The sequence below is a fragment of the Lelliottia sp. 489 genome (assembly GCF_050435885.1).
Taxonomy (GTDB): Bacteria; Pseudomonadota; Gammaproteobacteria; order Enterobacterales; family Enterobacteriaceae; genus Enterobacter; species Enterobacter nimipressuralis.
Genome location: NZ_JBNDLC010000003.1, coordinates 300,843 through 326,380 on the forward strand (window position 1 = coordinate 300,843; position 25,538 = coordinate 326,380).

Consider the following 25,538-nt stretch of genomic DNA (forward strand, 5'->3'; position numbering starts at 1 on the left):
GCCCGGTCAGCGCAACGCCGCCGGGCATTATCACTACTTCCCGCCCGCTAACTCGATAAAACTGCCCGTCACATACGACGCTTTCTCGCTGAGCAGCCAGACAATCGCCTGCGCTACCTCTTCAGGCTGGCCGCCGCGCTGCATCGGTAAAGCGGATTTCACCCGATCCACACGACCAGGCTCACCGCCGGACGCATGGATATCGGTGTAAATCAGGCCGGGACGCACGCCGTTGACCCGAATACCGTACGCCGCCACTTCCAGCGCCAGCCCGGTTGTGAGTGAATCCACCGCCCCTTTCGACGCCGCATAATCAACGTACTCGCCCGGTGCCCCCAGACGCGATGCTGCCGACGAGACGTTCACAATCGCCCCGCCTTTACCGTGATGTTTGAAGGACATGCGTTTTACCGCTTCGCGACAGCAGAGGAAATAGCCCGTAACGTTGGTCGCCAGCACGCGGTTGATGCGCTCGGCGGAGAGATTTTCGATGGTGCTCTGCTCACACAAAATCCCGGCGTTGTTGACGAGTGCCGCCAGCGGCTCTCCCTCGCGGTCAATGCTGTCAAACATCGCCAGCACCTGCGTCTCGTCGCTGATATCCGCGCGCACGGCAAAGGCTTTGCCACCTGCATCGGTAATCTGAGCGATCACATCCGTCGCGGCCTTAATATTGTGGTGATAATTCACCGCCACGGTGTAGCCTTCGCCTGCCAGCTGCAGGGCTGTCGCTCGGCCAATTCCCCGGCTCGCGCCGGTAACCAGTGCAATTGCCATATATTTCTCCCAATAAAAAAGCCGGGTGGCGGCTACGCCTTACCCGGCCTCCTGTCAAAGCTTAAGTATTACTGATATTCGCTCATTGGCACGCAAGAACAGAACAGATTACGATCGCCGTAGACATCGTCGAGACGTTTCACGGTCGGCCAGTATTTGTTCGCCACACCTGCCGGGAAGACAGCCTGCTCACGGGTATAACCGTGGTTCCACTCGGCCACCAGCTCGTTTTGAGTGTGCGGGGCGTTCACCAGCGGGTTATCTTCCAGCGGCCATTGACCCTGTTTCACACGGTCGATTTCCGCGCGGATCGCCAGCATCGCGTCGATAAAGCGGTCCAGTTCGACTTTGCTTTCCGATTCGGTCGGTTCAACCATCAGCGTACCCGCCACCGGGAAGGACATGGTTGGCGCGTGGAAGCCGTAGTCGATCAGGCGTTTAGCAATATCCAGTTCGCTAATCCCGGTCTCCTCTTTCAGCGGACGAATATCGAGAATACATTCGTGCGCCACGCGGCCATCGCGACCGGTGTAGAGCACCGGATAAGCGTCTTTCAGGCGAGTTGCGATGTAGTTCGCATTCAGAATCGCCACCTGGCTTGCCTGCTTCAGCCCTTCCGCGCCCATCATGCGAATATACATCCAGCTGATTGGCAGAATAGATGCGCTGCCAAACGGTGCCGCAGAGACTGCGCCCTGACGGGTCAGCATGCCTTCAATCTGCACCACGCTGTGGCCTGGAACGAACGGTGCCAGGTGCGCTTTCACACCGATTGGCCCCATACCCGGGCCGCCACCGCCGTGCGGAATACAGAAAGTTTTATGCAGGTTCAGGTGCGAAACGTCCGCGCCGATGAAACCTGGAGAAGTAATCCCCACCTGCGCGTTCATGTTTGCGCCGTCGAGGTAAACCTGACCGCCAAACTGATGCACCACTTCGCACACTTCGCGGATGGTCTCTTCGTACACGCCGTGAGTGGACGGGTAAGTCACCATGATGCAGGAGAGCTTGTCACCCGCCTGCTCTGCTTTCGCACGCAGATCGGCAAGGTCGATGTTGCCGTTTTTATCACAGGCAACGACGACCACTTCCATTCCTGCCATCTGTGCAGACGCCGGGTTGGTGCCGTGGGCAGAGCTTGGGATCAGGCAGATATCACGATGCCCTTCGTTGCGGCTTTCGTGATAGTGACGAATCGCCAGCAGGCCTGCGTATTCACCCTGCGCGCCGGAGTTTGGCTGCATGCAGAGTGCGTCGTAACCGGTCAGTTTCACCAGCCAGTCGGAGAGCTGACCGATCATCTGATGGTAGCCTTCCGCCTGATCGGCCGGGCAGAACGGGTGCAGTTCGGAGAACTCAGGCCAGGTAATCGGGATCATTTCCGCAGCGGCATTGAGCTTCATGGTACAAGAGCCCAGCGGGATCATCGCCTGGTTCAGCGCCAGATCTTTGCGCTCGAGAGAGTGCATGTAACGCATCATCTCGGTTTCGCTGTGATAGCGGTTAAACACCGGATGGGCCAGGATCGCGTCGTCACGCAGCATGCTTTCCTGAATGGAGCGGCTGTCGTGCGCCACCTCTTTATCCAGGTTAGCGACGTCCAGACCGTGGTCATCACCCAGCAGTACGCTGAACAGCGCCTGGATGTCTTCACGGGTAGTGGTTTCGTTCAGGGTGATACCCACTGCGTTCAGAATGTCGCTACGCAGATTGATTTCGGCAGCTTCGGCACGCGCCAGCACGCCCGCTTTGTCAGCCACTTCCACACACAGGGTGTCGAAGAAGTGCGCATGGCGCAGCTTGAGGCCTTTCTGCTGCAAGCCCGCCGCCAGAATATCGGCAAAACGGTGAATGCGGGTAGCGATGCGTTTCAGGCCGACCGGGCCATGGAACACGGCGTACAGGCTGGCGATGTTGGCCAGCAGCACCTGAGAGGTACAAATGTTGGAGTTAGCTTTCTCGCGGCGGATATGCTGCTCGCGCGTCTGCATCGCCATGCGCAGCGCGGTGTTACCGGCAGCGTCTTTCGACACACCGATAATACGGCCAGGCATGGAGCGTTTGAATTCGTCTTTCGCCGCGAAGAAGGCTGCGTGCGGGCCACCGTAGCCCATCGGCACGCCGAAGCGCTGTGCTGAGCCGAAGACAATATCTGCGCCCTGTTTGCCAGGGGCGGTGAGCAATACCAGCGCCATAAAATCAGCGGCCACGCTGACCACGATTTTGCGGGATTTCAGCTCAGTAATCAGGCTGCTGTAGTCGTGAACTTCACCGGTGGTGCCAACCTGCTGCAACAGCACGCCAAACACATCCTGGTGATCCAGAACCTTTTCCGCATCGTCAACAATCACGTCAAACCCGAAGGTTTCCGCACGGGTGCGGACCACGTCCAGCGTCTGCGGATGAATGTCTGCCGCCACGAAGAAGCGGTTAGCGTTTTTCAGCTTGCTGACGCGCTTAGCCATCGCCATCGCTTCGGCGGCGGCGGTCGCTTCGTCAAGCAGAGAAGCGGAGGCAATATCCAGCCCTGTCAGATCCAGCGTCACCTGCTGGAAGTTCAGCAGCGCCTCCAGGCGGCCCTGGGAGACTTCCGGCTGATAAGGCGTATAGGCGGTGTACCAGCCTGGGTTTTCCAGCATGTTGCGCAGGATCACCGGCGGTAACTGCACCGGGGTGTAGCCCATGCCAATGTAAGACTTAAAGCGCTTGTTGAGACCGGCGATTGCCTTCAGCTCTGCCAGCGCGGCGTATTCAGTGGTCGCGTCACCTACCTGGGGCGGCGTGGCGAGCTGAATGTCTTTGGGCACGATCTGGCCGATCAGTGCGTTTAACGAATCCGCGCCAACTGTCTTCAGCATCTCCTGCTGTTGCTGAGCATCCGGCCCAATGTGGCGTTCAATGAAGGCGCCACGGTTTTCAAGCTGGCTTAAAGTCTGTGTCATGAGCGATGGTTCCTAAACGTGCGGTGATATTAGGATCCCCTCCCCCTTTCGGGAGAGGGTGAAAAGCAATTACTCGTCTTCTAACAGTGCTGCGTACGCGGTTGCATCCAGCAGAGCTTCAACTTCTGCTTCGTCGTTCGCTTTGATTTTGAAAATCCAGCCGCCGGTGTACGGCTCGCTATTAACCAGCTCCGGGGAGTCACTCAGGGCGTCGTTGACGGCCACGATTTCGCCGCCCACTGGCGCGTAGATGTCAGACGCGGCTTTCACCGACTCTGCAACAGCGCAGTCGTCGCCCGCGCTCACGGAAGCGCCGACGTCCGGCAGGTCCACAAACACCATGTCACCCAGCAACTCTTGCGCGTGCTCGGTGATCCCAACGGTGTAAGTCCCGTCGGCTTCTTTGCGCAGCCATTCGTGTTCTTTGCTGTATTTCAGTTCTGCTGGCACATTGCTCATTGGAATTCTCCTGATAAAAAATGATTAGGCGACCGGTTTACCGGCGCGAACAAAAATCGGTTTAGTCACGCTGACCGGCATTTCACGGTTGCGGATCTGCACCACGGCAGTCTCGCCAATCCCGGCCGGTACGCGCGCCAGCGCAATGCTGTAGCCCAGCGTCGGTGAGAATGTGCCACTGGTGATGATACCTTCATGAAGATTGCCGCTGGCATCGGTGAAACGCACAGGCAGCTCGTTACGCAGCACACCCTTCTCTTTCATCACCAGGCCGACCAACTGATCGGTGCCTTTTTCACGCTGCAGTTCCAGCGCTTCACGGCCAATAAAATCGCGGTCAGCCGGTTCCCATGCGATGGTCCAGCCCATATTGGCAGCCAGCGGAGAGATACCTTCATCCATCTCCTGACCGTAGAGGTTCATCCCGGCTTCCAGACGCAGCGTATCGCGCGCGCCCAGGCCCGCAGGTTTGACACCCGCTTCAACCAGCGCACGCCAGAAATCGGCGGCTTTCTCGTTCGGCATCGCAATTTCATAGCCCGCTTCACCGGTGTAGCCGGTCGTCGCGATGAACAGATCGCCTGCCTGAACGCCGAAGAACGGCTTCATGCCTTCGGTCGCTTTACGCTGCTCATCGCTGAACAGAGAAGCGGCTTTAGCCTGCGCGTTAGGACCCTGAACGGCGATCAGAGAAAGATCGTCACGTACGGTGATATCAACGGCGTATTTGGCAGCGTGTTCAGAAATCCAGGAGAGGTCTTTTTCGCGGGTGGCGGAGTTAACAACGAGGCGGAAGAAATCTTCAGTGAAGTAATAAACGATCAGGTCATCAATCACGCCGCCGGAGGCATTAAGCATCCCGGTGTAGAGCGCTTTGCCTGGCGTTTTGAGTTTGGCGACATCGTTCGCCAACAGATAACGCAGAAACTCCCGGGTGCGACTGCCGCGGAGATCGACAATGGTCATGTGGGAGACGTCGAACATCCCGGCATCGGTGCGCACGGCGTGGTGCTCATCGATCTGCGAGCCGTAATGCAGCGGCATCATCCAGCCATGGAAATCCACCATGCGCGCGCCGCATAACGTGTGTTGTTCGTACAAAGGAGTCTGTTGAGCCATCTTGTCCTCGTTGATTTAGCAGAGCGGGGCAATCTTGTGTTTCGCGCGAAATTTCACCACGAAACCCGGCGTCGGTATCACTCCTGGACGCCGACGCAAACGTTCTCTTTCCCCTGAACTTACCACCGAAATCGGCGATTAACCATAAGCTAAAGCGGGTCATCACATTAGCTTATGACCAAAAAACGCTGAAAAGCCTACAGAGTTATTCACTGGCAAAATGCGATTTACCCCGCATTAAATTAACTTTAATTTCACAATATTTAGCACAGGCTGATATTTTCTGTGGAAAAACGCGGCTAATTTCCGTCATGAGAAAAACACGACATTAGATAATCTAATGCGAAAAGAGGCGTGGAATTAGAATATTTCAAACGAGGGAAACATCCCGGCACAAAGGCCGGGAGAGGAAAGTGTGATGGGGGTCTAATTTAACGTTTAGTGCTTAACGCAGCCACTCAGGAAGATCGTTTAACCCCATCGCCTGGCGAAGGAGCTGCGGTTTGACGCCGGGAAGCGTATCCGCCAGTTTCAGTCCAACATCGCGCAGCAGTTTTTTCGCCGGATTGTTACCGGCAAACAGCTCGCGAAAGCCTTGCATCCCCGCCAGCATCATCGCCGCACTGTGTTTGCGGCTGCGCTCGTAGCGGCGCAGGTACAAATGCTGACCAATGTCTTTGCCTTCACGATGCAGACGACGCAGCTCATCGATAAGCTCTGCGGCATCCATAAAGCCCAGATTCACGCCCTGCCCGGCCAGCGGATGAATAGTGTGTGCGGCATCGCCCACCAGCGCCAGACGGTGCGAGGCAAACTGCCGCGCGTAGCGTCCGGTCAGCGGGAAGAGCTGGCGTTCACTTTCCAGCGTACACAGCCCAAGACGGTTATCAAAGGCCATGCACAGCGCTTGATTAAATGCGTCAGGCGTCGCCGCCTCCATCTGCTGTGCTTTTTCCGGCACCAGTGACCAGACGATGGAGCACAGATGCGGATCGCTTAACGGCAGAAACGCCAGGATGCCGTCATTGTGGAAAATCTGACGCGCGACACCGCCGTGCGGTTCGGTCGTGCGGATCGTCGCCACCAGCGCATGATGACGGTAATCCCAGAAGGTGAGCGGAATATCCGCTTTGTTACGCAGCCAGGAGTTTGCGCCATCGGCACCCACAACCAGCCGCGCGGTAAGCATATCGCCGCTTTGCAGTGTCAGAAACGCCTCGTTTTCGCCCCAGGCGATCTGTTGCACCTGCGCGGGCGCCATCAGGGTGACGTCGGAACAGCTCTGGGCTTTGCGCCACAGAGCGTGGTGAATCACCGCGTTTTCAACGATATGGCCCAGATGACTGTAGCCCATGCTTTCATCGTCAAACGCGATATGGCCGAAGCTGTCTTTGTCCCACACTTCCATCCCGTGGTAGCAGCTGGCGCGAAACGCGGTGATCTCTGACCAGACGCCGAGATGCGTTAACAGCTTTTCACTGGCGGCGTTAATGGCCGACACGCGTAGCTCTGGCGGTGCGTCCTGCGCAACAGGCTGCGGCGGCTTATGTTCAAGCACCGCCACACGCAGGCCGCTGCCCTGTAAACCACAGGCCAGCGCCAGCCCCACCATTCCGCCGCCGACAATGGCAACATCAACATTCTGCACTTAGTAACTCCTTAACGAGCGACCCAACCGAGAGTTCGCTGCGCCAGCACGTCGCGTGCCGGAATGAATAGTTCCATCGCCATCAGGCCCGCGTTGCGCCCGGCTACCAGCGGCGCCCAGCGATTCGCGAACAGATGCACCAGGCCATCGGTCACCCCGATGGTCGCCTCTTTATCTGCCTGACGGCGTTTCTGATACTGACAAAGCACGGAGTAAGCACCGCAATCGTCGCGATCCTGCCATGCCTGCGCCAGCGTCTCCGCCAGGCTCATGACATCGCGTAATCCTAAGTTAAACCCCTGCCCGGCAATCGGATGCAGGGTTTGCGCCGCATTCCCGACTAACGCCACACGATGAGACACGGAGCGCGATGCGGTGATCAATGCCAGCGGATAGGCGGCGCGTTTCCCGGCGTGGGTGATTCGCCCTAAACGCCAGCCAAAGGCTTTTTGCAGTTCATCGCAAAAATGCGCATCTGACCAGGCCATCACGTCATCCATAGCATCCAATGCGTGGCACCAGACCAGCGAACTGCGGCCAGCCGACATGGGCAGCATCGCCAGTGGGCCATGCTCGGTAAAACGTTCAAAGGCGCGGCCCTGATGAGGCACAGCGGTAGAAACGTTGGCGATCACCGCCGCCTGACCATAAGGCTGCTGCTGCCATTCGATACCGCATTGGGTGGCAAGCGCAGAACGGGAGCCGTCTGCGGCCACCAGCAGTTTGCCGTCCAGCACATTGCCGTTATCCAGCGTCACGCTCACACTCGCTTCACTGCGGGTGAAGCTTGCGACGCGCGCCGGGCAGTGCAGCGTCACGCCAGGCGCATCCTGCAATAAGCGGAACAGACGCTGCCCCACGTCGTGCAGTTCGACCACCTGCCCGAGGGCATTAATGTGGTAATCCTGGGCATCGAGCGTGACAAAACCGGCGTGGCCGCGATCGCTGACGTGAACGGTATTGATCGACGTCGCGCACTCGGCAATCGCCTGCCAGATCCCCAGGCGCGACAGGTGCTGGCAGGTCCCCTGCGCCAGCGCAATCGCGCGGGCATCAAAGCCTGGATGCTGCGCCGTCTGCGGCGCAACGGCTTCAACCAGGTGAACGGGGAACTGGCCGTGCGTCAGCTGTGAGATGGCCAGCGCGAGCGTCGCGCCCGTCATGCCACCGCCCACAATAATCACGCTCATACGCGCGCCGCCGCCATCAGAGCTTCGATCTCATCGGCCTTTTTGACCACGGAAGCCGTGAGGTTTTCGTTGCCGTTTTCGGTGATCACAATGTCGTCTTCAATACGAATACCAATCCCGCGATACTCGGCAGGGACATCCGCATCGGGCGCGATATACAGGCCCGGTTCAACGGTTAACACCATGCCCGGCTCAAGGGTGCGCGAACGATCCGGACCGTAGCCGCCGACATCGTGGACATCCAGCCCCAGCCAGTGGCTCAGGCCGTGCATAAAGAACGCGCGGTGGGCGTTGTCGGCAATCAACTCTTCCACGTCGCCCTTGAGGATACCCAGTTTCACCAGCCCGTTCACCATGATGCGGATCACCGAGCCAGTTACGTCCTGAATAGAGGTCCCCGGACGGAACAGCGTTAACGCGGTTTCCAGTGATTCCAGCACGATGTCGTAAACAGCGCGCTGCGCAGGGCTAAATTTGCCGTTCACCGGGAAGGTGCGGGTGATGTCACCGGCGTAACCGCGATATTCACACCCGGCGTCGATCAGCACCAGATCGCCGTCACGCAGTTCGCTTTCGTTTTCGGTGTAATGCAGGATGCAGCCATTTTCCCCGCCGCCCACAATCGTGTTGTAGGACGGGAAGCGCGCCCCGTGGCGGTTGAATTCATGAAGAATTTCGCCTTCGAGCTGATACTCGAACATTCCCGGACGGCATTTTTCCATGGCGCGGGTATGGGCAAGCGCGCTGATTTCGCCCGCGCGGCGCATCACATCCAGCTCTTCCGGCGATTTAAACAGCCGCATTTCGTGAACGATTGGGCGCCAGTCCGTCAGGGACGCGGGTGCCGATAAATTCTGACGAGAGCCTTTACGCAGTTTATCCAGCGCCGCAAACACCAGTTCATCGGCATAAGCGTATTCGCCCTGAGCGTGATACACCACGTCCAGACCGTTGAGGAGTTGATGGAGCTGCTCGTTGATTTCGCTGAAAGCCAGCGCGCGTTCCACGCCAAGTTTCTCTGGCGCGGCGTCTTGCCCTAAGCGGCGGCCAAACCAGATTTCGGCAGTCAGATCGCGAACGCGGTTAAAGAGAACGCTGTGGTTGTGGGTGTCATCGCTCTTAATCAGCACCAGTACCGCTTCAGGCTCGTTAAAGCCGGTGAAGTACCAGAAATCGCTGCTCTGTCGATAGGGATATTCGCTGTCATTGCTGCGTGTGGCTTCCGGTGCGGCAAAAATCAGTGCCGCGCTGCCCGGCTGCATATGGGCTAAAAGCGCCTGGCGGCGGCGAAGAAACTCCTGTTGAGTCATGACACCCTCCTGTGCGTTCTTTTTTTAATGTAAGGTCGGTTTACGGACTTCCGGTGCGGTCGGCTGTGAGCGCGTAAAGGTGTCGTGGCACAGCAGCGCCGCGACGCGTACGTACTCGATAATCTCTTCGACGGACATTTCCAGCTCTTCCTGATCTTCGTCTTCGTCGTAGCCCAGCTGCGCGATGTTGCGCAGATCGTCGATCGCTTCACCCGCTTCGCCGGTGACTTTATCGAGCTTAGGCTGCGTAACGCCCAGACCCAGCAGATAGTGGTTTACCCAGCCTGCCAGCGCATCGGCACGATCGAAGACGCTGACGTCGTCGCCATCAGGCAGATAAAGCTGAAAAAGGAAGCCATCGTCCTCCAGAGAATCACTGGTCGCCGAGTGCATTTTGCGCAGGGCTTCAGCAAGCTCGTGACCAAAGGCCAGACCTTCGTTCGTCAGGTCATGAAGCAGCGGCTGCCATGAGCTGTCGCTGTTTCCGCCGCACAGCATGCCACTGATCAGACCGTGCATTTCAGCAGGGGTCAAACCCACGCCCTGCTGGTTAAGTAACTGGCTTACTTCGTTGTAACCAGGCATTTCGTTCTGTATAGACATGCGCATTCGTCATCGTTGGAGGAATATTCATGATATGCTACCACTTTGGACCCTGGAGATACCAGAAAAGGGCTTGTATCTTCATATCAGGGTAGCTATAGTGTCGCCCCTTCGCAGCCCCCGGGCCATGTGCGAAGGTCGCGCAGTCAATCAGCAGGAAGGTGGCATGTCTGCACAACCCGTCGATCTCCAAATTTTTGGCCGTTCGCTGCGAGTGAATTGTCCGCCTGAACAAAGGGATGCTTTGAATCAGGCTGCGGATGATTTGAATCAGCGGTTGCAAGATCTAAAAGAACGCACTAGAGTCACAAATACTGAGCAGCTGGTTTTCATCGCCGCGTTGAACATCAGCTATGAATTAACTCAGGAAAAAGCGAAGACCCGCGACTACGCGGCGAGCATGGAGCAACGCATCAAAATGCTCCAACAGACCATTGAACAAGCGCTGCTTGATCAGGGTCGCACCCCCGAAAGGCCGGTGCAAAAGTTTGAATAACACTTTGCAGTTGACTATGGTAGAGTGACTGTGAAGACAAAATTTCTCTGAGATGTTCGCAAGCGGGCCAGTCCCCTGAGCCGATATTTCATACCACAAGAATGTGGCGCTCCATGGTCGGTGAGCATGCTCGGTTCGTCCGAGAAGCCTTAAGACTATGACGACACATTCACCTTGAACCAAGGGTTCAAGGGTTACAGCCTGCGGCGGCATCTCGGAGATTCCCCTTCTTTACTACCTTCAAGCATCATGACTCAATTTCCTGAAGTCCCTGCTTCCCGACAAGACATCCGTCAGTTAATCCGCAAACATCGTCGAGCGCTTTCGCCCGAACAACAAACGCATTTCGCCCAGCTCGCTGCCGCCCGTATGATGGCGTATCCCCCTGTGGTTATGGCCCATACCGTCGCCCTGTTTCTGTCGTTTGACGGCGAGCTGGATACCCAACCGCTGATCGAACAACTCTGGCGCGCCGGGAAAAAGGTCTATCTGCCGGTGCTGCACCCGTTCAGTCCGGGCAATCTGCTGTTTTTGCACTACCATCCGCACAGCGAACTGGTGGTGAACCGTCTGAAAATTAGCGAACCCAAACTCGATGTGCGCGATGTCCTCCCCTTAAGCGAACTGGATGTGCTGATCACGCCGCTGGTGGCTTTTGATGAAAGCGGTCAACGTCTGGGGATGGGCGGAGGATTTTACGATCGCACGCTGCAAAACTGGCAGCAGTATGGTTTGCAGCCGGTGGGCTATGCCCATGATTGTCAGGGCGTAAAAGCGCTGCCGGTGGAGAAATGGGATATTCCGCTGCCCGCAGTGGTGACGCCGTCGAGAGTGTGGGAGTGGTGAAGTAATCAATACAGCCGGGTGGCGGCTACGCCATACCCGGCTTACGATTTGGATTCGCCAGAGAGGTCGGGAAAGGCGTCAGCGCCACCCGACACAGCAAACCGCAGATTAGTACAACAGACGCGCGCGAATCGTGCCCGGAATCGCCTTCATGCTCAGCAGCGCTTTCTCCGCCACATCTTCATCTGCTTCGATATCAATAACCACATAGCCCATCTGCGAGTTAGTTTGCAGATACTGCGCGGCGATGTTGACGCTCTGCTCGGCAAAAATCTGGTTAATCGCGGTCAGCACGCCTGGACGGTTTTCGTGGATATGCAGTAGACGGCGACCGCCGTGCAGCGGCAGAGACACTTCCGGGAAGTTCACCGCAGACAGCGTAGAACCGTTATCGGAATACTTGCTCAGTTTACCCGCCACTTCCAGACCGATATTTTCCTGTGCTTCCTGGGTCGAACCGCCAATGTGCGGCGTCAGGATCACGTTGTCGAATTCACACAGCGGTGAGGTGAACGGATCGCTGTTGGTGGCCGGCTCTGTCGGGAAGACATCGATAGCCGCGCCCGCCAGATGCTTGCGCTTCAGGGCATCGCACAGGGCAGGAATATCCACTACCGTACCGCGAGCGGCATTGATCAGCAGTGCGCCCGGTTTCATCAGCGCCAGCTCTTCCGCACCCATCATATTTTTGGTGGAGGCGTTTTCCGGCACGTGCAGGCTCACCACATCGCTCATGTTCAGCAGATCGGAAAGATGCTGCACCTGAGTCGCGTTACCCAGCGGCAGTTTGTTTTCGATATCGTAGAAAAAGACATTCATGCCGAGAGATTCGGCCAGAATCCCCAGCTGCGTACCGATATGGCCGTAGCCGATAATCCCCAGCTTTTTACCGCGCGCTTCGAACGAGCCGGACGCCAGCTTGTTCCACACACCGCGGTGGGCTTTGGCGTTCGCCTCCGGAATACCGCGCAGCAGGAGCAGCAGCTCGCCAATCACTAACTCCGCCACGGAACGGGTGTTGGAGAAAGGTGCGTTAAAGACCGGCACGCCGCGTTTGGCTGCCGCATTCAGATCAACCTGATTAGTACCGATGCAGAAGCAGCCGATAGCCACCAGCTTCTCAGCGCAGGCAATAACCTCTTCAGTCAGGTGAGTACGGGATCGCAGGCCAATGAAATGGGCATCACGGATGGATTCTTTCAGCTGCTCAGTATCCAGCGCGCCTTTGTGGAATTCGATGTTGGTGTACCCTGCAGCACGAAGGTTATCGAGTGCTTTCTGATGCACCCCTTCGACGAGCAGAAACTTAATCTTGTCTTTTTCCAGTGATACCTTTGCCATTTACCCGACCCTGTTTTGTCTGAACTGATGTTGTGCTGGATTTAAATCCGCTCCCGCCAACATATCAAAAAAAACTATTGCAGCAATATGAACGTTTGCGTCGCCACTCTGAAGAAAAGTCATCCAGGGCGAAATGTCAGAGGAAAATGCTGTGGATAATCAGGAAAGCGGCAGGATCGTCAGAACAGGTCAAAAAACGTGACACAAGTCACCGAATTTCGCTTTTGAAAAATATTTAGCGGGGGGAAGGCTCCCCCCGTCAGATCATTTTACGATGGTTTTCACGCCGTCAGCAGTGCCAATCAGCGCCACATCCGCGCCACGGTTGGCGAATAGCCCTACCGTCACTACGCCTGGGATGGCGTTAATGGCATTTTCCATCGCCACCGCGTCCATAATCTCCATACCGTGAACGTCGAGGATGACGTTACCGTTGTCAGTCACCACGCCCTGGCGATATTCCGGACGACCGCCCAGTTTCACCAGCTGACGCGCCACCGCGCTGCGCGCCATCGGAATGACTTCAACCGGCAGCGGGAAGTTACCGAGAATATCCACCTGCTTAGACGCATCCGCGATACAGATAAATTTATCCGCGACGGAAGCGATGATCTTTTCACGCGTCAGGGCAGCACCGCCGCCTTTAATCATCTGCATATGGCCGTTGATCTCATCAGCGCCATCAACGTAAATCCCCAGACGATCGACTTCGTTAAGATCGAAGACCGTAATGCCGAGACTTTTCAGCTTTTCCGTGGAAGCATCGGAGCTGGATACTGCGCCCTCGATCTGCCCTTTCATCGTGCCGAGCGCATCAATAAAATGTGCGGCGGTCGAGCCAGTACCGACACCGACAATGGTACCGGGTTGTACGTACTGGAGAGCGGCCCATCCTACTGCTTTTTTCAGTTCATCCTGCGTCATGATCTTTTTGCCTGTGGTGTGAAAACTCAGGGCGTATTATAGAACAGGCAGGCAGGGAATGTCCCTGTGACCGGTGTCACATTACCGAGCAAAGCCCTGACAGATCCGATGTGGTCGGAATTGGTCTGTCACAAAGGGAAATTTGTGTCATAGTGCAGAATCAGCAAAATTCAGGAGTACTGCCCCGCAATGAAACGTCCGGACTACAGAACACTACAGGCGCTTGATGCCGTCATTCGTGAACGAGGTTTTGAGCGCGCAGCGCAGAAGCTGTGCATCACTCAATCCGCCGTATCACAGCGAATCAAACAGCTTGAGAATATGTTCGGACAACCGCTGCTGGTGCGTACCGTTCCGCCACGTCCGACGGAACAAGGGCAGAAGCTGCTGGCCCTGCTGCGTCAGGTTGAGCTGCTGGAAGAGGAGTGGCTGGGCGATGAACAGACCGGTTCTACGCCGCTGCTGCTCTCGCTGGCGGTGAACGCCGACAGTCTGGCCACCTGGCTGCTGCCCGCCCTCTCCTCGGTGCTGGCCGATTCGCCTATCCGCCTCAATCTGCAGGTGGAAGATGAAACCCGTACTCAGGAGCGGCTGCGTCGTGGCGAAGTGGTGGGTGCGGTCAGTATCCAGCCGCAGGCGTTGCCAAGCTGCCTGGTCGATCAGCTCGGTGCGCTGGACTATCTTTTTGTCGGCTCAAAAGAGTTTGCTGAGCGTTATTTCCCGAATGGCGTCACCCGTGCCGCGCTGCTGAAAGCCCCTGCCGTGGCCTTCGATCATCTCGACGATATGCATCAGGCGTTCTTACAACAGAACTTCGATCTGCCGCCGGGCAGCGTGCCCTGTCATATCGTGAATTCGTCTGAAGCCTTCGTGCAGCTGGCCCGTCAGGGGACGACCTGCTGTATGATCCCGCATTTGCAGATTGAGAAAGAGTTGAAGAGCGGTGAACTTATCGACTTAACGCCGGGGCTGTATCAGCGTCGGATGTTGTACTGGCACCGTTTTGCGCCGGAGAGCCGCATGATGCGCAACGTCACCGATGCACTGCTGGCCTACGGGCATAAGGTGTTGAGACAGGATTAATAAAAAAGCCGGGTTACCCCGGCTTTTTTGTCATTGATTACTGCGCAGGCGCCTGCTGTTGCTGCTGGCCCTGTGCGGGTTCCAGCTGGAAGACCACATCCACCTGATCGTCGAACTGAATGGTCGGCTGCTCGTAAGTTTCCTGTGCGGAAACCGGTGCGGCATCGGCCTTCATCATGCGAACCATCGGGCTTGGCTGGTAGTTAGAGACGTGGTAACGCACGCTATACACCGGGCCGAGCTTCGATTTGAAGCCAGAAGCCAGCTGCTCTGCCTGACGTACCGCGTCGTCAATCGCCGCTTTGCGCGCTTCGTCTTTGTATTTCTCCGGTTGCGCAACGCCCAGCGACACGGAACGGATTTCGTTCAGACCCGCTTTCAGCGCGCCATCCAGCAGCGAGTTCAGCTTATCGAGCTGACGTACAGTCACTTCCACCGTACGCACGGCGCGATAGCCTTTCAGAATGCTTTTGCCATTCTGATAGTCGTAATCTGGCTGGGTGCGAAGATTCGCCGAGTTAATGTCTTTCTTAGCAACGCCGTTCTGCTCAAGGAAAGAGAGATATTGCGCAACGCGATCGTCGGCCTGTTTCTTGGCTGACGCAGCATCTTTTGCCGCCACGTTCACTTCAATCGCAAGGGTTGCAACATCGGGAGCAGCGTCCACGCTTGCTGTACCGGAAGTGACAATGTGCGGTCCATTTGGCAATTCGTTTGCCTGTACCGATACTGCACCAAAACTGACTAATGCCGCCAGGGCCATCACTTTAAACTTCACTGTTATTCCTCCATGTTGCGAAGTGCCCACCTAAGGGCGCATGGCAGCAAGCTTAGCGCGTCTGCTTCAGTTGTCCATAAGACAACGCTTAGTTGAACAATACCTGTACGTGACTAATGCCCTCTTTCGCCAGCTGGAACGCGATAAACCACATCACCACGCCGACGAGAATATTAATGATGCGCTGCGCTTTGGCGGTGCGTAAGCGCGGGGCAAGCCAAGCGGCAAGTATCGCCAGACCAAAAAACCACAGGAAGGAAGCGCTCACGGTTCCCAGCGCGAACCAGCGTTTAGGTTCGACATCCAGCTGACCGCCCAGGCTGCCGAGCACCACGAAGGTATCCAGATAAACGTGTGGATTAAGCCAGGTCACCGCCAGCATGGTGGCGATGATCTTCCAGCGTCCCTGCTTCATCACTTCGGCGCTGGCAAGTTCCAGGTTACTGCTCATGGCGGTTTTCAGTGCGCCAAAACCGTACCATAGCAGGAACGCCACGCCGCCCCAGGTCACCAGCGCCAGCAGCCACGGCGACTGCATCAGTAGCGCGCTGCCGCCAAAAATCCCGGCGCAAATGAGCAGCAAATCGCTAACGGCGCAGAGCATGGCGATCATCAGGTGATACTGGCGACGAATCCCCTGGTTCATAACAAACGCATTTTGGGGACCGAGCGGTAAAATCATGGCTGCGCCTAGCGCAAGACCTTGAAAGTAATAAGATAACATGGGGAAATACTCTTACACGATTGTCGTTACGGCAGACTATACTGCGAGATCTTCATTAGAGGAAATGGATAATATTAATCACTAATTAGCTACCCTAATGATGCCGTATTGAGATTCTGACAAACGTTTTAACTCCGGATTTAGCGTATGCTGAAGGTATCAGCAACCGTACCAAAGGAATGGATATGAAGCATAACGCGAAGGCTTTACTTTACTGCGCCGCCTGGGTGTTTACCTGCTTGTGGGCTGCCACCGCCAGCGCGACCACTACCTTACGCTATACCGATCACGAACCGTACGGAAACATGCGTACCCGGCTCATAAAAGAGACTTTTTTTAGAGCGATTGAGACGGAATCCCTCGGTCGCCTGAAAATCGACGCACACTGGAACGGCGAGCTGTCCACCAGCTATAACGCACTACCGACCATCAGCCAGGGCGGTGTTGCGGATATGGGCACTGTCGTCCCCGAATACACGCCCGATCTCCTTCCACGGCACCAGATATTTAAGAGCTTCCCTCTTGGGCCTGCCAGCGGTAATGCCCAGGCTGCCGCCTTTCAGCGCATCTTCAAGGATTATCGCCAGTTCGGGAACGAGCTTGAAAAAAATAACGTGATAAACCTGCAGTTTTTCCTCGGGTATCCGGTAGGTTTTTTCACCACCCAACCCAATGTGAAACTCGATCAGTTGAACGCAAGCAAATGGCGAACGGCCAGTTTCTGGCATCAGTCATTTTTACGTAACGCGGGTGGCGTTCCGGTGAATATGCCGTGGAATGAGCACATTACCGAAGCGCTGAAGGACGGGCAGCTCGATGGCCTGATGGTTAACCTCGACAGCGGGCACGATATTCACGCCGAGCGTGCCGCACCTTACATTCAGCTTTCTCCTTCCCTGTGGCTCGGACACGTATATCTGCTGGTGATGAATAAAGCGGTGTGGGACAGCCTCGACGTCAAGGATCGCGGTGCCATCAGACGTGCGGCAGCCGCTACGCAAAAACGTCTTGGCGCAGCGCAAGAGGCTAATCTGGCCGAGATGACCAACGCGATGAAACGAGAAGGCGCGACCATTCATTACCTGACGAACGACGAGCTGAAAGCCTGGCAAACCGCCACCGGGTACCAGCAGGTTCAGGCCGAATGGGTCACTCAGGAGGAAAACAAAGGAATCAGTGATGCGGGACTGTTGATGCAGGGTGTCAGCAGCATTGTTAACCAGACACTGAGATAAAATAAACGCCCGCCGGTATTCACGCGCGGGCGTTGTCTGTCAGAACAGATTTATTCGCTCGCGTGTTCTTTCACGCGCTTGAAGTTCACGTCCATCTGCGGATACGGGAAGCTAATACCGTTAGCGTCAAATTCACGCTTAATGCGCTCCAGCACGTCCCAGTAAACTTCCTGCAAATCGCTGCTTTTGCTCCAGATGCGTACCACGAAATTGATCGACGAAGCACCGAGTTCGTTCAGACGAACAGTTCTCTCGCGGTCCTGGATGATACGAACATCCGACTCAATGATATTCGTCAGCAGCGCTTTCACCTTATCGATATCGGAATCATACGCCACGCTGATTAACAGTTCGTTACGACGTACCGGCTCGCGGGAAAAGTTAATGATGTTTCCGGCGATGATTTTACCGTTTGGCACCACAACGATACGGCCATCAACAGTGCGCAGGGTGGTGGAGAAAATCTGCACCTGCAGCACGGTCCCGGCAATACCGCCCAAATCGACGTATTCACCGGAGCGGAACGGGCGGAAAGTCACCAGCAGCACGCCTGCGGCGAGGTTCGACAGTGAACCCTGCAGGGCCAGACCGATAGCCAGACCCGCAGCACCGAGTACCGCGATGACGGAGGCCGTCTGTACACCGACGCGCCCAAGCGCAGCAATCAGCGTAAAGGCAATCAGGCCGTAACGCACCAGCGCGGAGAGGAAATCTGCCACCGTGGCATCAATCTGACGCGCGCGCATCACGCGGTTGATCGCATTGGACACCACGCGTGCCACGATCATACCGACGATAATAATCGCAATCGCCGCCACGATATTCACCGCATAACTCAGCAGTAGCGCCTGGTTGCGCACCAGCCAGGTGCCCGCGTTGTTGATGCCATCTACTACACCGAGATCATCCATTCATTCTTCCTTTTGCTAATCCAGACAAAAAATCCATCTCACTGGGAGACAGGCAGGTCAGTAAAGGGTAAACAAAAAGTGCTGATTATGCCAAACAGATCACACAATAGGCCGTGGCAGCCCGTTGAAAAGGCATAAAAAAAGGCCCGCAAATGCGGACCTTTTTAACGCTTTTCAGCAACTCAAATTACAGAACGTCAACCGCGTTCAGTTCTTTGAATGCCTGCTCCAGACGGGTAATCATAGAAGTCTGGGCAGCACGCAGCCATACGCGTGGATCGTAGTATTTCTTGTTCGGCTGGTCTTCGCCTTTCGGGTTACCCAGCTGGCCTTGCAGGTAAGCTTCGTTGGTTTTGTAGTACTGCAGGATGCCGTCCCAGGTTGCCCATTGGGTATCGGTATCGATGTTCATTTTCACTACACCGTAGCTTACGGAATCTTTGATTTCCTGAGCAGAAGAACCGGAACCGCCGTGGAAGACGAAGTTCAGGCTGTTGTGCGGCAGGTTGTGTTTCTTAGAAACATATTCCTGAGAATCGCGCAGGATAGTTGGAGTCAGAACCACGTTACCTGGCTTGTAAACGCCGTGTACGTTACCGAAAGATGCCGCGATGGTGAAACGTGGGCTGATTTTGCTCAGCTCGGTGTACGCGTAATCAACATCTTCTGGCTGGGTGTACAGTGCAGAAGCGTCCATGTGGCTGTTGTCCACGCCGTCTTCTTCACCGCCGGTGCAACCCAGTTCGATTTCCAGGGTCATGCCCATTTTGGACATGCGCGCCAGGTATTTGGAGCAGATTTCGATGTTTTCGTGCAGTGACTCTTCAGACAGGTCGATCATGTGAGAAGAGAACAGTGGCTTACCGGTCGCTGCGAAGTGTTTTTCACCCGCGTCCAGCAGACCGTCGATCCATGGCAGCAGTTTCTTCGCGCAGTGGTCGGTGTGCAGGATAACTGGAACACCGTAGTGTTCAGCCATCTGGTGTACGTGGTGCGCACCAGAGATAGCGCCCAGGATTGCTGCGCCCTGAGGAACATCAGTTTTAACGCCTTTACCCGCGATGAACGCAGCGCCGCCGTTAGAGAACTGTACGATAACCGGAGCTTTAACTTTTGCAGCGGTTTCCAGTACGGCGTTAATGGAGTCGGTACCCACGCAGTTAACTGCCGGCAGAGCAAAGTTGTTTTCTTTTGCTACCTGGAACACTTTCTGAACGTCATCACCAGTGATCACGCCAGGTTTTACGAAATCAAAAATTTTAGACATGTTACGTAGTCCTGTATCTTCGGCCGTTAGAAAAGGTGCGAGCTCTAAAAAGCACGCTGAAATTTGGGCAGGTTTCCCTGCCCATGAATGGCTTACTTCTTAGCGCGCTCTTCGAGCATTGCTACTGCTGGCAGAACTTTGCCTTCCACGAATTCGAGGAATGCGCCGCCACCAGTGGAGATGTAGGAAATTTTGTCGGAAATACCGAACAGGTCGATAGCCGCCAGAGTGTCGCCGCCGCCTGCGATGGAGAACGCTTCGCTGTCTGCGATTGCGTTAGCCACGATTTCTGTCCCTTTACGGAAGTTAGGGAATTCGAACACGCCAACCGGGCCATTCCACAGAATGGTTTTCGCGTTTTTCAGGATGTCAGCCAGTTTCTGGGCAGAGACGTCGCCCAGGTCCAGAATCTGCTCTTCATCTTTGATGTCGTTAACAGATTTCAGCGTCGCGGTCGCCGTTTCAGAGAACTCGGTTGCTACGCGCACGTCAGTTGGGACTGGGATATCGCAAGTGGTCAGAAGGCGTTTAGCTTCGTCAACCAGGTCAGCTTCATACAGGGATTTACCCACGTTGTGGCCTTGAGCGGCAACGAAGGTGTTCGCGATACCACCGCCAACGATCAGCTGGTCAGCGATTTTAGACAGGGAATCCAGAACGGTCAGTTTGGTAGACACTTTAGAGCCACCAACGATAGCAACCATTGGACGTGCGGGTTCTTTCAGTGCTTTACCCAGTGCTTCCAGTTCGTCAGCCAGCAGTGGACCTGCGCAAGCTACGTCTGCGAATTTACCGATACCGTGGGTAGAAGCCTGAGCACGGTGAGCCGTACCGAATGCATCCATCACGAAGACGTCGCACAGTGCAGCGTATTTTTTGGACAGTGCTTCGTCGTCTTTCTTCTCGCCTTTGTTAAAGCGAACGTTTTCCAGAACAACCAGTTCACCTGCAGCCACTTCAACGCCGTCCAGGTAGTCTTTAACCAGACGTACCGGGCTGGACAGTTTGTCTTTCAGGTAATTAACAACCGGCAGCAGAGAGAATTCTTCGTTGTACTCGCCTTCGGTCGGACGACCCAGGTGAGAGGTTACCATCACTTTCGCACCCTGTTTCAGTGCCAGTTCGATGGTTGGCAGAGAAGCACGAATACGCGCATCACTGGTCACTTTGCCATCTTTAACAGGTACGTTCAGATCGGCACGGATGAAAACGCGTTTACCTGCCAGATCCAGATCGGTCATCTTAATTACAGACATGGTGAATCCTCTCGTTGATTCTTAAAGTTTTGCATGCGCACTTTGCGCCCTACCTGAAACCTTGTGCGGCCATGGCTAACGTGGTGTCGAGCATCCTGTTAGCAAAGCCCCATTCATTATCGCACCACACCAGCGTTTTGATGAGGTGAGCACCGCTGACCCGCGTCTGTGTACCATCGACAATGGCACTGTGCGGATCGTGGTTAAAATCTACTGAGACCAACGGTAATTCCGTATAGTCAACTATACCATGAAATGCACCCTGTGCCGCTTTTTGCAGCAACAGGTTGACTTCACTGGCTTTTACCGGTTTTTTAACCGTGACACTGAGGTCAATCGCGGTGACATTTATGGTCGGCACGCGAACCGCAATGGCTTCAAAACGATCGTTAAACTGCGGAAAAATTCGGGTAATTCCGGCCGCCAGTTTCGTATCCACCGGAATGATTGACTGGCTCGCCGCACGCGTGCGACGTAAGTCCGGGTGATACGCGTCGATAACCTGCTGATCGTGCATGGCGGAGTGAATCGTGGTTACTGTGCCCGATTCGATGCCATACGCATCGTCTAGCAGTTTGATGACCGGAATAATGCAGTTTGTGGTGCAGGAGGCATTAGAGACAATACGGTGTTCGGCTTGCAGCTCGAGATGGTTCACGCCGTAGACGACGGTTGCATCGAGATCGTGACCACCGGGATGTGAAAACAGGACTTTCTTCGCACCTGCTGCCAGATGCGCCTCGCCGTGTTCGCGATTGCCGTACACGCCGGTACAATCCAGCACCACATCCACACCCAATTCACGCCACGGCAGCGCGTCAATACTGCGCTCATGCAGGACGCGAATCACATCATCGCCGACGAACAGTTGCTCTCTTTCCTGGCGTACATCCCAGGCAAAGCGCCCATGGCTGGTATCGTATTTCAACAAATGCGCCATACCCGCCGCGTCTGCCAGTTCATTGACAGCCACTACGGTGATTTCCGCCCGACGTCCTGATTCATATAATGCGCGAACCACGTTACGTCCGATGCGACCAAAGCCATTAATCGCTACGCGTACGGTCATAGGTCTCCTGCAAGGCTATCCCTGAGATTGAGGTGGCTGAAAGAGTAATCCAGCTACGCTCAGAGGGGAATCCTTGCCTGTCACAAACTGCGACTGATTGGTCAATTGTCGAACATTTAATCGACTGAAACGCTTCAGCAAGAATAAGCGAAACGGGGAATAAAAGGAACGTTCGCCCGGAGGGATTCGCCATTTATCTGACTTGCGTCACATTTCTTCGGCCATTTTCCGCGGAATTATTCCACTCCGGCGAAAACATATTCGCCCTGGGCCGTCATCCGTTGCGTCAGGTCCACTGTGCGACTATCGCAAAGAACAGGCGCCACGTTTGGACCCTCAGTGCGCAAATTAAAGGCTACTCTCTTCCTTCGGCAGTTTTTCCCCATAAAAAAAACCAGGCGGTATTGCTACCCACCTGGTTTTTTTATAGCACCCGGCAAGACTCTCGCCGCCGGGCGTTTACGCGATTACAGCAGTTCTTTCGCTTTCGCGACTACGTTCTCAACGGTGAAGCCAAACTCTTCGAACAGCAGTTCTGCAGGTGCAGATTCGCCGAAGGTGGTCATACCGACGATGGCGCCGTTCAGGCCCACGTATTTGAACCAGTAGTCAGCGATACCAGCTTCCACAGCCACGCGCGCAGAAACGGCTTTCGGCAGTACGGATTCACGGTAAGCCGCATCCTGTTTGTCGAACGCGTCGGTAGACGGCATGGAGACCACGCGCGCTTTCACGCCTTCGGCAGACAGTTGATCCCACGCAGCTACCGCCAGCTCAACTTCAGAACCGGTTGCGATGATAATCAGCTGTGGCTGACCTGCGCAGTCTTTCAGCACGTAACCACCGCGAGCGATGTTAGCCAGCTGCTCTTCGGTACGATCCTGCTGTGCCAGGTTCTGACGAGAGAGAATCAGCGCGGTTGGACCGTCCTGACGCTCAACGCCATATTTCCACGCTACCGCAGACTCAACCTGGTCACATGGTCGCCATGTGGACATGTTCGGGGTCACGCGCAGAGAAGCCACCTGCTCAACCGGCTGGTGAGTCGGGCCATCTTCGCCCAGACCGATAGAGTCATGGGTATAGACCATTACCTGACGCTGCTTCATCAGCGCAGCCATACGCACGGCATTACGCGCATATTCTACGAACATCAGGAAGGTAGAGGTGTACGGCAGGAAACCACCGTGCAGAGAGATACCGTTCGCAATGGCGGTCATACCGAATTCACGCACACCGTAATGGATGTAGTTACCGGCGGTATCTTCGTTGATCGCTTTAGAGCCAGACCAGATCGTCAGGTTAGACGGTGCCAGGTCAGCAGAGCCGCCGAGGAATTCTGGCAGCAGTGGACCGAAAGCTTCGATCGCATTCTGAGACGCTTTACGGCTGGCAATTTTAGCCGGGTTAGCTTGCAGCTTAGCGATGATCTCTTTCGCTTTCGCGTCGAAATCTTCTGGCATGTCACCTTTCATACGACGGGTGAATTCTGCCGCTTCCTGTGGGAAGGCTTTTGCGTAAGCTGCGAATTTCTCGTTCCAGACGGACTCTTTCGCCTGCCCTGCTTCTTTGGCATCCCATTGAGCGTAAATCTCAGACGGAATTTCAAATGGCGCGTATTTCCAGCCCAGCTGTTCGCGGGTCAGTGCAATTTCTGCGTCGCCCAGCGGTGCGCCGTGGGAATCGTGAGTACCCGCTTTGTTTGGAGAACCGAAACCGATGATGGTTTTGCACATCAGCAGGGATGGTTTGTCAGTCACGGCACGCGCTTCTTCTACTGCACGTTTAATCGCGTCTGCATCGTGGCCGTCAACACCACGCACAACGTGCCAGCCGTAGGCTTCGAAACGTTTTGCGGTGTCGTCAGTGAACCAGCCTTCAACGTGACCATCAATGGAGATGCCGTTGTCGTCGTAGAACGCAACCAGTTTACCCAGTTTCAGAGTACCGGCCAGGGAGCACACTTCGTGAGAAATGCCTTCCATCATGCAGCCGTCGCCCATGAAAGCGTAGGTGAAGTGATCAACGATATCGTGACCTGGACGGTTGAACTGCGCCGCCAGCGTTTTCTCTGCAATCGCCATACCGACCGCATTCGCAATACCCTGACCCAGTGGACCGGTTGTGGTCTCAACGCCCGCGGTATAACCCACTTCCGGGTGACCTGGGGTTTTGGAGTGCAGTTGACGGAAGTTCTTCAGCTCTTCGATTGGCAGCGCATAACCCGTGAGGTGCAGCAGGCTGTAGATCAGCATAGAGCCGTGGCCGTTGGACAGCACGAAGCGGTCGCGGTCAGCCCAAGATGGGTTCTGCGGGTTATGGTTCAGGAAATCACGCCACAGGACTTCGGCAATGTCAGCCATACCCATAGGGGCACCCGGGTGACCGGATTTGGCTTTCTGTACTGCGTCCATGCTCAGCGCACGAATAGCATTAGCAAGCTCTTTACGTGAGGACATTTTAACTCCAGATCGGACTGTTAAAGGCCGCGCCCTTGACGACAGCGCGTTTTGGGCTATGCCAGAAAAAAGTGCCAACAATGTAACCCAAGCGACAAAGCATGTACATGGAGCATTCTTTTGCCCTTTAAGAAATCTCTGGATCACGCTCGCATGTTGCGCAATCTACTCGCCCGGGGCTCCAGATATTCCTTATACTTAGCGCGACTGCGGCTTCGCTGCCGGAGCAATTTTCAGACTTTTTTCAGTTAACGAGTACGGAAGCAACATCATGAAAATGCGTGCAATAGTGCTGGCCCTGGGTACGACGCTCCTGCTGAGCGGTTGTCAGAATATGGATTCAAACGGTCTGATGAGCTCTGGCGCAGAAGCCTTCCAGGCTTATTCCCTGAGCGATGCGCAGGTCGTCGCGCTGAGCGACCAGGCGTGTAAAGAGATGGACGGAAAAGCGACCATCGCACCGGCCAGTAGCACTTACGCGCAGCGTCTGAACAAGATTGCCGCCGCGCTGGGCGATAACATCAATGGCCAGGCAGTGAATTACAAAGTCTATATGGCAAAAGACGTGAACGCGTTTGCGATGGCGAACGGCTGTATCCGCGTTTACAGCGGGCTGATGGACATGATGACGGACAACGAAGTCGAAGCGGTGATCGGCCATGAAATGGGCCACGTCGCACTCGGCCACGTGAAGAAAGGTATGCAGGTGGCGCTCGGCACCAATGCCGTGCGTGCGGCGGCAGCCTCTGCAGGCGGTATCGTTGGCAGTCTGTCCCAATCCCAGCTGGGCGATGTGGGCGAAAAACTGGTTAACTCCCAGTTCTCCCAACGTCAGGAATCAGAAGCAGACGACTACTCCTACGATCTGTTGCGCAAACGCGGGATCAATCCGTCAGGCTTAGCCACCAGCTTTGAGAAACTGGCAAAACTGGAAGAAGGCCGTCAAAGCTCAATGTTTGACGATCACCCGGCGTCCGCAGAGCGTGCGCAACATATCCGCGATCGCATGGCGGCAGACGGGATCAAATAATCCCCTCCAGAAAAGCCACTAACGACACGGGCAGCGCACCGTCACCCGAGAGTACGTAAGGGTGACGGGCA

General features: G+C 55.5%; 22 protein-coding genes and 1 other RNA gene. 6 read left to right on the forward strand and 17 right to left on the reverse strand.

Annotated features, from left to right (window positions below):
* Window positions 1–33: 33 nt before the first annotated feature.
* The 8 genes from ABIE11_RS12690 to ABIE11_RS12725 form a co-directional block, all read right to left on the reverse strand.
* Window positions 34–777, reverse strand: coding sequence for an SDR family oxidoreductase (locus tag ABIE11_RS12690; RefSeq protein WP_100779031.1), 744 nt, complete (start codon window positions 775–777; stop codon window positions 34–36).
* Between the two features lie 68 nt (window positions 778–845).
* Window positions 846–3,719 (reverse strand): aminomethyl-transferring glycine dehydrogenase, encoded by a 2,874-nt coding sequence (gcvP, locus tag ABIE11_RS12695; RefSeq protein WP_100779030.1) that lies wholly within the window; start codon window positions 3,717–3,719, stop codon window positions 846–848.
* A 69-nt stretch (window positions 3,720–3,788) separates the two neighbouring features.
* Window positions 3,789–4,178, reverse strand: a complete 390-nt coding sequence (gcvH, locus tag ABIE11_RS12700) for a glycine cleavage system protein GcvH (protein ID WP_429184615.1) — start codon at window positions 4,176–4,178, stop codon at window positions 3,789–3,791.
* A gap of 24 nt (window positions 4,179–4,202) precedes the next feature.
* Window positions 4,203–5,297, reverse strand: a complete 1,095-nt coding sequence (gene gcvT / locus ABIE11_RS12705; protein WP_429184616.1) for a glycine cleavage system aminomethyltransferase GcvT — start codon at window positions 5,295–5,297, stop codon at window positions 4,203–4,205.
* Between the two features lie 445 nt (window positions 5,298–5,742).
* Window positions 5,743–6,945 carry an FAD-dependent 2-octaprenylphenol hydroxylase gene (ubiI, locus tag ABIE11_RS12710; protein ID WP_107702892.1) on the reverse strand — a complete coding sequence of 401 codons (1,203 nt, stop codon included), beginning with the start codon at window positions 6,943–6,945 and terminating at the stop codon, window positions 5,743–5,745.
* Window positions 6,946–6,956: 11 nt separating this feature from the next.
* Window positions 6,957–8,135 (reverse strand): 2-octaprenyl-6-methoxyphenyl hydroxylase, encoded by a 1,179-nt coding sequence (ubiH, locus tag ABIE11_RS12715; protein WP_429184617.1) that lies wholly within the window; start codon window positions 8,133–8,135, stop codon window positions 6,957–6,959.
* Window positions 8,132–9,445 carry a Xaa-Pro aminopeptidase gene (pepP, locus tag ABIE11_RS12720; RefSeq protein ID WP_429184618.1) on the reverse strand — a complete coding sequence of 438 codons (1,314 nt, stop codon included), beginning with the start codon at window positions 9,443–9,445 and terminating at the stop codon, window positions 8,132–8,134. The genes ubiH and pepP overlap by 4 nt, the downstream gene beginning before the upstream one ends.
* A gap of 24 nt (window positions 9,446–9,469) precedes the next feature.
* Window positions 9,470–10,048: a YecA family protein gene (locus ABIE11_RS12725; protein WP_123428885.1), complete on the reverse strand. Its 579-nt coding sequence runs from the start codon at window positions 10,046–10,048 to the stop codon at window positions 9,470–9,472.
* A gap of 166 nt (window positions 10,049–10,214) precedes the next feature.
* Here ABIE11_RS12725 and zapA point away from each other — a divergent pair, with 166 nt between their 5' ends.
* From zapA to ABIE11_RS12740, 3 genes are all read left to right on the forward strand, one after another.
* A complete protein-coding gene (gene zapA, locus ABIE11_RS12730; RefSeq protein WP_100779023.1) occupies window positions 10,215–10,544 on the forward strand; it encodes a cell division protein ZapA in 330 nt (109 codons plus the stop codon).
* A gap of 41 nt (window positions 10,545–10,585) precedes the next feature.
* Window positions 10,586–10,769: non-coding RNA, 6S RNA (gene ssrS, locus ABIE11_RS12735), on the forward strand.
* A gap of 24 nt (window positions 10,770–10,793) precedes the next feature.
* Window positions 10,794–11,390 (forward strand): 5-formyltetrahydrofolate cyclo-ligase, encoded by a 597-nt coding sequence (locus ABIE11_RS12740; protein WP_429184619.1) that lies wholly within the window; start codon window positions 10,794–10,796, stop codon window positions 11,388–11,390.
* A 108-nt stretch (window positions 11,391–11,498) separates the two neighbouring features.
* Here the strand turns inward: ABIE11_RS12740 and serA are convergent, their stop codons facing one another.
* Together serA and rpiA are read right to left on the reverse strand one after the other, a co-directional pair.
* Window positions 11,499–12,731 (reverse strand): phosphoglycerate dehydrogenase, encoded by a 1,233-nt coding sequence (serA, locus tag ABIE11_RS12745; RefSeq protein WP_100779021.1) that lies wholly within the window; start codon window positions 12,729–12,731, stop codon window positions 11,499–11,501.
* Window positions 12,732–12,995: 264 nt separating this feature from the next.
* Window positions 12,996–13,655 (reverse strand): ribose-5-phosphate isomerase RpiA, encoded by a 660-nt coding sequence (gene rpiA, locus ABIE11_RS12750; protein ID WP_100779020.1) that lies wholly within the window; start codon window positions 13,653–13,655, stop codon window positions 12,996–12,998.
* A 189-nt stretch (window positions 13,656–13,844) separates the two neighbouring features.
* Here rpiA and argP point away from each other — a divergent pair, with 189 nt between their 5' ends.
* Window positions 13,845–14,738 (forward strand): DNA-binding transcriptional regulator ArgP, encoded by an 894-nt coding sequence (gene argP / locus ABIE11_RS12755; protein ID WP_100779019.1) that lies wholly within the window; start codon window positions 13,845–13,847, stop codon window positions 14,736–14,738.
* A gap of 37 nt (window positions 14,739–14,775) precedes the next feature.
* Here argP and ABIE11_RS12760 read toward each other — a convergent pair whose 3' ends face one another.
* Together ABIE11_RS12760 and argO are read right to left on the reverse strand one after the other, a co-directional pair.
* Entirely contained in the window at window positions 14,776–15,516 is a 741-nt protein-coding gene (locus tag ABIE11_RS12760; protein ID WP_100779018.1) for an oxidative stress defense protein, read from the reverse strand.
* A gap of 88 nt (window positions 15,517–15,604) precedes the next feature.
* Complete coding sequence (argO, locus tag ABIE11_RS12765) at window positions 15,605–16,240, reverse strand: arginine exporter ArgO (protein ID WP_100779017.1); 636 nt, start codon at window positions 16,238–16,240, stop codon at window positions 15,605–15,607.
* A gap of 185 nt (window positions 16,241–16,425) precedes the next feature.
* On the opposite strand from argO, the gene dctP reads away from it, so the two are divergent.
* A complete protein-coding gene (dctP, locus tag ABIE11_RS12770; RefSeq protein WP_429184620.1) occupies window positions 16,426–17,475 on the forward strand; it encodes a TRAP transporter substrate-binding protein DctP in 1,050 nt (349 codons plus the stop codon).
* A gap of 50 nt (window positions 17,476–17,525) precedes the next feature.
* Here the strand turns inward: dctP and mscS are convergent, their stop codons facing one another.
* The 5 genes from mscS to tkt all read right to left on the reverse strand — a co-directional run bounded on the left by mscS (window position 17,526) and on the right by tkt (window position 24,437).
* Window positions 17,526–18,386, reverse strand: a complete 861-nt coding sequence (mscS, locus tag ABIE11_RS12775) for a small-conductance mechanosensitive channel MscS (RefSeq protein WP_100779015.1) — start codon at window positions 18,384–18,386, stop codon at window positions 17,526–17,528.
* Window positions 18,387–18,573: 187 nt separating this feature from the next.
* Window positions 18,574–19,653 (reverse strand): class II fructose-bisphosphate aldolase, encoded by a 1,080-nt coding sequence (fbaA, locus tag ABIE11_RS12780; RefSeq protein WP_100779014.1) that lies wholly within the window; start codon window positions 19,651–19,653, stop codon window positions 18,574–18,576.
* Between the two features lie 92 nt (window positions 19,654–19,745).
* Window positions 19,746–20,909: a phosphoglycerate kinase gene (pgk, locus tag ABIE11_RS12785; RefSeq protein ID WP_100779013.1), complete on the reverse strand. Its 1,164-nt coding sequence runs from the start codon at window positions 20,907–20,909 to the stop codon at window positions 19,746–19,748.
* 49 nt (window positions 20,910–20,958) lie between these two features.
* Window positions 20,959–21,978: an erythrose-4-phosphate dehydrogenase gene (gene epd, locus ABIE11_RS12790; protein WP_102104708.1), complete on the reverse strand. Its 1,020-nt coding sequence runs from the start codon at window positions 21,976–21,978 to the stop codon at window positions 20,959–20,961.
* A gap of 467 nt (window positions 21,979–22,445) precedes the next feature.
* On the reverse strand, window positions 22,446–24,437 hold the full coding sequence (gene tkt, locus ABIE11_RS12795; RefSeq protein WP_102104709.1) for a transketolase: 1,992 nt from the start codon (window positions 24,435–24,437) through the stop codon (window positions 22,446–22,448).
* A gap of 271 nt (window positions 24,438–24,708) precedes the next feature.
* Between tkt and ABIE11_RS12800 the strand changes: the two genes are divergently transcribed.
* Entirely contained in the window at window positions 24,709–25,467 is a 759-nt protein-coding gene (locus ABIE11_RS12800; RefSeq protein ID WP_100779010.1) for a M48 family metallopeptidase, read from the forward strand.
* Window positions 25,468–25,538 lie beyond the last annotated feature (71 nt).

Bases quoted from the DNA above. Each gene is read 5' to 3' on its own strand.
- rpiA (WP_100779020.1), bottom strand. From the start codon at position 13,655: ATGACGCAGGATGAACTGAAAAAAGCAGTAGGATGGGCCGCTCTCCAG.
- fbaA (WP_100779014.1), bottom strand. From the start codon at position 19,653: ATGTCTAAAATTTTTGATTTCGTAAAACCTGGCGTGATCACTGGTGAT.
- ABIE11_RS12690 (WP_100779031.1), bottom strand. From the start codon at position 777: ATGGCAATTGCACTGGTTACCGGCGCGAGCCGGGGAATTGGCCGAGCG.
- pepP (WP_429184618.1), bottom strand. From the start codon at position 9,445: ATGACTCAACAGGAGTTTCTTCGCCGCCGCCAGGCGCTTTTAGCCCAT.
- gcvP (WP_100779030.1), bottom strand. From the start codon at position 3,719: ATGACACAGACTTTAAGCCAGCTTGAAAACCGTGGCGCCTTCATTGAA.
- ABIE11_RS12740 (WP_429184619.1), top strand. From the start codon at position 10,794: ATGACTCAATTTCCTGAAGTCCCTGCTTCCCGACAAGACATCCGTCAG.
- tkt (WP_102104709.1), bottom strand. From the start codon at position 24,437: ATGTCCTCACGTAAAGAGCTTGCTAATGCTATTCGTGCGCTGAGCATG.
- argO (WP_100779017.1), bottom strand. From the start codon at position 16,240: ATGTTATCTTATTACTTTCAAGGTCTTGCGCTAGGCGCAGCCATGATT.
- gcvH (WP_429184615.1), bottom strand. From the start codon at position 4,178: ATGAGCAATGTGCCAGCAGAACTGAAATACAGCAAAGAACACGAATGG.
- serA (WP_100779021.1), bottom strand. From the start codon at position 12,731: ATGGCAAAGGTATCACTGGAAAAAGACAAGATTAAGTTTCTGCTCGTC.
- gcvT (WP_429184616.1), bottom strand. From the start codon at position 5,297: ATGGCTCAACAGACTCCTTTGTACGAACAACACACGTTATGCGGCGCG.
- mscS (WP_100779015.1), bottom strand. From the start codon at position 18,386: ATGGATGATCTCGGTGTAGTAGATGGCATCAACAACGCGGGCACCTGG.
- zapA (WP_100779023.1), top strand. From the start codon at position 10,215: ATGTCTGCACAACCCGTCGATCTCCAAATTTTTGGCCGTTCGCTGCGA.
- argP (WP_100779019.1), top strand. From the start codon at position 13,845: ATGAAACGTCCGGACTACAGAACACTACAGGCGCTTGATGCCGTCATT.
- dctP (WP_429184620.1), top strand. From the start codon at position 16,426: ATGAAGCATAACGCGAAGGCTTTACTTTACTGCGCCGCCTGGGTGTTT.
- epd (WP_102104708.1), bottom strand. From the start codon at position 21,978: ATGACCGTACGCGTAGCGATTAATGGCTTTGGTCGCATCGGACGTAAC.
- ABIE11_RS12800 (WP_100779010.1), top strand. From the start codon at position 24,709: ATGAAAATGCGTGCAATAGTGCTGGCCCTGGGTACGACGCTCCTGCTG.
- ABIE11_RS12725 (WP_123428885.1), bottom strand. From the start codon at position 10,048: ATGTCTATACAGAACGAAATGCCTGGTTACAACGAAGTAAGCCAGTTA.
- ubiH (WP_429184617.1), bottom strand. From the start codon at position 8,135: ATGAGCGTGATTATTGTGGGCGGTGGCATGACGGGCGCGACGCTCGCG.
- pgk (WP_100779013.1), bottom strand. From the start codon at position 20,909: ATGTCTGTAATTAAGATGACCGATCTGGATCTGGCAGGTAAACGCGTT.